Raw genomic sequence first — 6000 nt, 5'->3', positions numbered from 1 at the left:
AGCAAGTATCCATAAACAGTTGTGCTGGCGACAATAGCAAGAGTGAACCACCTGATCCCTTCCCGAACTCAGAAGTGAAACCTCTTCGCGCTGATGGTAGTGTGGGGTTACCCATGTGAGAGTAAGTCATCGCCAGCTCATTATTCCTAAAACACCCCCAACCTAAACGTTGGGGGTGTTTTTTTATGTGGGGAATAAAAGAAATAAAAGAAATAAAAGTTAAATATTAGGAATGATGAAAAATACTCAAGAGCTCAAGCACCTTTATTATGAAGCTTCTTGCTGTATTAAATTACTGCTATTCTTTAGCATGTATAATAATTGCCCTAAAAGAATGTCTTTCTCTGCTAAAGCAATAATAATCATAGGATGATTCGCTGAAGGAACAGAGGTTAAGATCGCCTTGCCATTTTCTGCATCTAGAGTGATCGATTGGCAACCATTTAAATGGATTTCCTGCATAAAAGCGGAAACCATCGCAAGAATTGAGCTGCTGACAGCCGCTAATTTTCCATTATTATAATTGTCTTTTTTATGAATAGTTGCAAGCTCAAAACCATCTGTTGAGCACAGCATAATAAAGTTAACACCTCTAACACTATGTATAATCTCTTGAATTTGATATTTAGCAAATTGAATTAGCTCTGGTGATGCTGCTCTGTTATTTTTAAGTGCAAACATAATGACTCCTTTATGCAGTTATTTGATGATTAACTTCTACAGAGGTGATTAATGCTTCAAGTAAAAGGAGTGCATCTTCTTTTTTTCGAGCATCGATAAAAAATAGAGGGGAGTATAAATCCTGACTAATCAGCCAATCTTTGTAAATTAAAGTTGATTTTGTATTGTCTACATCTGTATGTGTAATACCAATTGCAATATTGTCAGTATGATTTTGAAATGTATCGAGATAGTTTTCGAGTTCTTCAATCGGGTTTTCAACGGTATGGTCGATTAAAATAATGGCACCAATAGCACCTTTACATATGACAGACCAAATGAAATCAAAACGACTTTGCCCTGGAGTACCGTATAAACCGATTTTAATACCATCCTCAAGGGTGACTTCACCATAATCTATGCCGACCGTGGTTTCCATTTTATTGTGGCTTTGCTGATCGGTATTAAACGCTTCAGTCAGTAAAACAGGCACATCTGAGAGTGAGCGAATGGCTTCTGTTTTACCTGCTCCCATTGAGCCTGCAAAAACTATTTTATATTGTTGTAGAATCATAACTTATTCCTTAAAAGCCAAATTTTCTGCGTAATTTACCGAAAAAGCTTTGTATCGTATTTTGCTCTTCTTGTTTGATTTCCTGCGGTGGTGGGGCGTAATGCTTGTCCCAGATATTTATTTTTTCAATATTATTTGCTGCAATATTGGTTGCGATAAAGTGCCGTACTGTATTTTGCGACAAATTAAGTTGTTCTGCTATTTTTGAAATTTTCCCGCCTTGTATAAAGCAGGCGGATAATTGAAAAATAATTTTCCGATTAGATTGATCAGATGGTTTTGGCCATGTATGAATTTTATAATGACCATCTTCAGGAGCTAAATTGTCAATAACTTCAGGTGAGTTCCAGAATAGATTCCATAGCCAATCCTGTAATATAAACTTATCTTTGCGTGAGACTTTGGTTAGATCCGTTGTATTGGCTAAATTATAATGAAAACTATGGTTTGTACTTTTGATTGTCCTTTGCGTATTTAGCCAAGCCGTATTTTGAGCAGGGTGTATGACAGCTAAGGTTCCAGCATCATCGTGTAAATGTAATTTTGAGTTATGCTGGATATCATATAAATTAAGAAAAAACTTTTTATCTAAAGTCTCAGTTTCCATTTCATTCGTAATCAGAAGTTCATCAGATAGCGTTTCTTTATGGGGAGCACTAATCAAAGAGCGATTGATCCATTCAAATAAATTTTCTTGTTCAGTTACAGGTAAAAATAAGATGTTATTTTCAAGCTGTACTTGGGTTGATGATGGTATTGATGTTTTTAACCAAGGAAAGCATTTTTTATTAATGATTTGCTGTATGTTTTCTGTTTTGTAAAAGCTTTCATCAATACATAGGCAATCAATATTGGGATCTGTAGCAGTAACCCATTGGAGCATATAGTTTTGTGGGATTAAGCTACGGAGCTGAATTTTTAACTCTTCAGAATGATTGAGACTTAATCCAGCAATCGCAATATTGAGATTTTGCTTATTCATATGCTCACCCTGTTTAATTGGGTTTAGGGGAATTTAAGAACTAAAAAGCCTTGTAGATCTAAATATACAAGGCTTTTTATCAGATTTAAGAAAAATTTAGTCCTTTTTCATAGCCTTTTAATTCATGGCGTGCCATAGCTAAATTTGCTTTAGAACGATCAAGCACAAGATAAAGGAAAACATTATCATTTTTTTCAAGTGGGCGAATGATATGGTATTGCTTGCCTAAAGTAATCAAGATGTCTTCAATGGTATCATTTAGATTTAATGCTTTTGCCACACGTCGTTTAGAACGAACGACTTCTGTATTGCCAGCAGCAGCTAATTCCAGATCAATATCACCTCCGCCTTGTGTTGCAAGTGCTAAGCCACTTTCACTATCAACTAATGCAGCTGCATGGAAACCATCGATATTTGCTAATGAATCAAGTGATATTTTAGCCATATTTATTTTCTCTCTCTGATTGTTATAAAGAATTATTTGATATGTTTTTGGCTTGCTTGAACTGTTGGTTAACAAGTTAATTTCATTATAGAAGTGCGATTAATTTTATCAATGTAATTAATTTTCTAACCCAGTGTTATCAAAAGTGCAGCTAAAAAGTTGATCATTTTAGTCAGTTTAAATATGAATTGGTTCACATTTTTTGCAAATAAGTGCATATTCGTTGTGTTGTTTTACTGTAATATTTGGAATTATTTGATAATGTAAACAAATGTAAGAATTAGCGAAAAACCCATAAAATTACATGATTTAACGTAAAGCTACATATTAATACATGGCGGGAGTTTTAAAGAGAGTAATTTCGAATGTTAGGTTGTTGAAAAGATAACCTATATTTAGGTTATCTTTTTTTGTGATTAAACAAAGATTTGAGTTGCTGCACAATATAAAACCCAAAGAATAATAAGCGCGACTATTGGTTCAAAAATTTTTGACCACTTTGGAACAGTCACTGCTAAAGTTTCTGAGTGATTGTGTAGATCTTCATTTGCATGAATTTGTGGTTGACTGACCATTTGATTAAACTCCTTCATTGTTGAGTCTAATGATATCTCTTCTTGCACGATCGGTTTAGAGCCTTTTAGTTCTGATAGACCATTTGTTAGCCAAACCCAGTCAGCGGCTTGACCTGAAAGATGTTCAATTTGTCCGATAAGGAGTTCATGTAATCCGTGAATTTTAAGATTGCCAATATCATTGAGTTGTTTAAGCTCAGCCAATTGTAATTTTAATATCTCAGTGACGGTTTGCTCTAATTCCTTTTTAGGTAATATAGATTGATTGTTTGAAGAAGTGGTGAGATGACGTGCCACCTCTTGGATAAAGAGTTCATCGGGTGACGCTATTTCTTGATAAACTTTTTTGTCATCAGTACGCCAGAGTGTAATTAACTTACCTAATATCAGCGCATTAATTTCTAATAAATACTCTTTTCGTTCTTCTTTGCTGTATTGTTCAAGAAGCTGAGGCTTCTGAGTATAAATCTGCTCAGCAAAATATTGTACTAAATCAAAAGCCATCAACTTACTCCATATTATTTTAGTCTAATAACCGTAGGCTCGGTTTTTTCTTAGGTTGTTTGGTTTCTTCTGCCTGTGTGGTTGATTTTAAAGTATCTTCAGGGATTTGGGTATCTTCATATTCATTTGGATCAAAGAATAAACCTTGACCATTTTCACGTGCATAAATCCCAATTACGGCATTTAAGGGGATGTAAATATCACGCGAAACGCCACCAAAGCGAGCAGAGAAGGTGATGGTATGATTGCTCATATTTAATTGGTGTACGGCATGAGGTGCTAGATTGAGAACAATTTGCCCATCTTGAATAAATTGTTCTGGAACCATAGTATTCGGTTGGGTGGCATCGACCAATAAGTGAGGGGTGAGGTTATTGTCACAAATCCATTCATAAATTGCACGAGCAAGATAAGGGCGTGTAGGAGTGAGGTTTAATTCTGCTTCAGACATTGAAAAATACTCTATTGATTAATTAAAATATCACGATATTTGTTTTTTTCCTGCATGGTCATCGACTTGGTAAAAGCAGGACGGGTAAATATACGTTGGCAATATAATAAAATGGGTCGGCAATGTTGTTTTGGCAGTTCAATCCCCATTGAATTTAACCGTAAAAAGATGGGGGCTAACATACAATCTAGAATGGTAAAATTTTCCGACATGAAATAGGGGAAATGCTGAAATAGGGGGGTTAAGGAAATCAGTATATCGCGCAGTTGCTTTTGGGCTTTGGCTTTTTCTTTTTCATTCAAGCTATCAGGGTGACGCAACATAATATCGGCAAGTTTTAACCAGTCTTGCTCGAAGCGCCAAATATATTGGCGTTGTTCTGAACGAGGTGCAGGAGCATCTGCATAGAGTTTATTTTGACGGTAACGATCATCTAAATATTCAGAAATAATTCCTGTATTGAATAGTTTGAGTTCGTTTTCAATCAGCATCGGCAATTGATTGTATGGATTTAAGCTCGCGAGATCTTCGTCGTCTTCATCCACCATAATCAGATGATATTTAATTTGCTTCTCGGCAAGGACATAGCGAATCCAATGTGAACGAAAGTCATCTGCATGGCTATACAGTGTAATTCCTTGAAGAGGTGCGGTTTCGACGGACATAATCCCAAACAAAGCAAAGTGAATGGAATAGGATACTAAAATTCAGCATGAAAATCACGAGAACAAATGAGAGAAATTTTAATCAGATGTGGTAGAGCAATAATTTATGCGCTTGTCTTTGATTTTATTGAGCATGGGTTTTTTAGGATGGCGAGGTAATTGCGGTATTGTTTTTTTAGTAATGAGTTGAATATGAAAATTTAAAATATTTAGACGATGTACAAAAATTAAGACATAAAAAAGCCTTGGATAAACCAAGGCTTTTTTTCCGATTCGGTAAACGAATTAACGTTTAGAGAACTGAGGACGTTTACGTGCTTTACGTAAACCAAGTTTCTTACGTTCAACTTCACGAGCATCACGAGTAACGAAACCAGCTTGACGAAGAGCAGGTTTTAATGTTTCGTCAGAAGCGATCAACGCACGAGTAATACCGTGACGGATAGCGCCAGCTTGACCACCAATACCACCACCAGCAACAGTGATGTAAAGGTCAAACTTTTCAGTAACTTCAAGAAGTTCTAAAGGCTGACGAACAACCATACGAGCAGTTTCACGACCGAAATATTGCTCAAGTGTACGGTTGTTGATTACGAGTTTACCTGTACCAGCTGATAAGAAAACACGTGCAGTTGCGGTCTTACGGCGACCTGTACCATAATTAGTAGCCATGTGCTGTATCCCTTAGATGTCCAAAACTTGTGGCTGTTGAGCAGTATGAGGATGCTCAGAACCAGCGTACACTTTCATTTTTTTGATCATTGCATAACCAAGAGGACCTTTTGGTAACATACCTTTTACAGCTTTTTCTAAAACTGTTTCAGGTTTGTGAGCAATTAACTTCTCGAAGTTAGTCTCACGGATACCACCAGGGAAACCAGTATGGCGATAGTATTTCTTATCCTGAGCTTTTTTACCTGTTACAGTAATTTCTTCAGCATTGATAACAACGATGTAATCGCCAGTGTCAACGTGCGGAGTATAAGACGTTTTATGCTTACCGCGTAAACGACGAGCGATTTCAGTCGCAAGGCGACCTAAAGTTTTGCCAGAAGCATCAACAACATACCAGTCATGTTGAACTTCAGCAGGCTTAGCGCTGAGAGTTTTCATTAAACCACTACCTATTATAGTTGGTTTGGAC

Annotated in this window: 9 protein-coding genes and 1 rRNA gene; 1 reads left to right on the top strand and 9 read right to left on the bottom strand. The window is 36.4% G+C overall.

Annotated features, from left to right (window positions below):
* The first annotated feature begins 23 nt into the window (after positions 1-23).
* Positions 24-138: ribosomal RNA gene (rrf, locus tag B9T30_RS13190) — 5S ribosomal RNA — on the top strand.
* Positions 139-267: 129 nt separating this feature from the next.
* On the opposite strand, the gene B9T30_RS13185 is transcribed toward rrf, so the two are convergent.
* From B9T30_RS13185 to rplM, 9 genes are all read right to left on the bottom strand, one after another.
* A complete protein-coding gene (locus tag B9T30_RS13185) occupies positions 268-681 on the bottom strand; it encodes a roadblock/LC7 domain-containing protein (protein ID WP_086185402.1) in 414 nt (137 codons plus the stop codon).
* A 10-nt stretch (positions 682-691) separates the two neighbouring features.
* A complete protein-coding gene (locus B9T30_RS13180) occupies positions 692-1234 on the bottom strand; it encodes a GTP-binding protein (RefSeq protein ID WP_086164835.1) in 543 nt (180 codons plus the stop codon).
* Positions 1235-1244: 10 nt separating this feature from the next.
* Positions 1245-2216, bottom strand: coding sequence for a hypothetical protein (locus B9T30_RS13175; RefSeq protein WP_086185401.1), 972 nt, complete (start codon positions 2214-2216; stop codon positions 1245-1247).
* 85 nt (positions 2217-2301) lie between these two features.
* Positions 2302-2661 carry a hypothetical protein gene (locus B9T30_RS13170; RefSeq protein ID WP_086185400.1) on the bottom strand — a complete coding sequence of 120 codons (360 nt, stop codon included), beginning with the start codon at positions 2659-2661 and terminating at the stop codon, positions 2302-2304.
* A 416-nt stretch (positions 2662-3077) separates the two neighbouring features.
* A complete protein-coding gene (locus B9T30_RS13165; RefSeq protein WP_086185399.1) occupies positions 3078-3740 on the bottom strand; it encodes a hypothetical protein in 663 nt (220 codons plus the stop codon).
* Between the two features lie 19 nt (positions 3741-3759).
* The gene (locus B9T30_RS13160; protein WP_086185398.1) at positions 3760-4191 is read right to left on the bottom strand and encodes a ClpXP protease specificity-enhancing factor; all 432 of its coding nucleotides are present in this window, start codon (positions 4189-4191) and stop codon (positions 3760-3762) included.
* An 11-nt stretch (positions 4192-4202) separates the two neighbouring features.
* The gene (locus tag B9T30_RS13155) at positions 4203-4856 is read right to left on the bottom strand and encodes a glutathione S-transferase N-terminal domain-containing protein (protein ID WP_086185397.1); all 654 of its coding nucleotides are present in this window, start codon (positions 4854-4856) and stop codon (positions 4203-4205) included.
* A 285-nt stretch (positions 4857-5141) separates the two neighbouring features.
* A complete protein-coding gene (gene rpsI, locus B9T30_RS13150) occupies positions 5142-5528 on the bottom strand; it encodes a 30S ribosomal protein S9 (protein ID WP_004647927.1) in 387 nt (128 codons plus the stop codon).
* A 12-nt stretch (positions 5529-5540) separates the two neighbouring features.
* Positions 5541-5969 carry a 50S ribosomal protein L13 gene (gene rplM, locus B9T30_RS13145; RefSeq protein ID WP_004647928.1) on the bottom strand — a complete coding sequence of 143 codons (429 nt, stop codon included), beginning with the start codon at positions 5967-5969 and terminating at the stop codon, positions 5541-5543.
* Positions 5970-6000 lie beyond the last annotated feature (31 nt).

Source organism: Acinetobacter sp. ANC 4973 (genome assembly GCF_002135275.1).
Lineage (GTDB): Bacteria > Pseudomonadota > Gammaproteobacteria > Pseudomonadales > Moraxellaceae > Acinetobacter > Acinetobacter kyonggiensis.
This window is presented reverse-complemented; position numbering and strand designations above follow the sequence as displayed.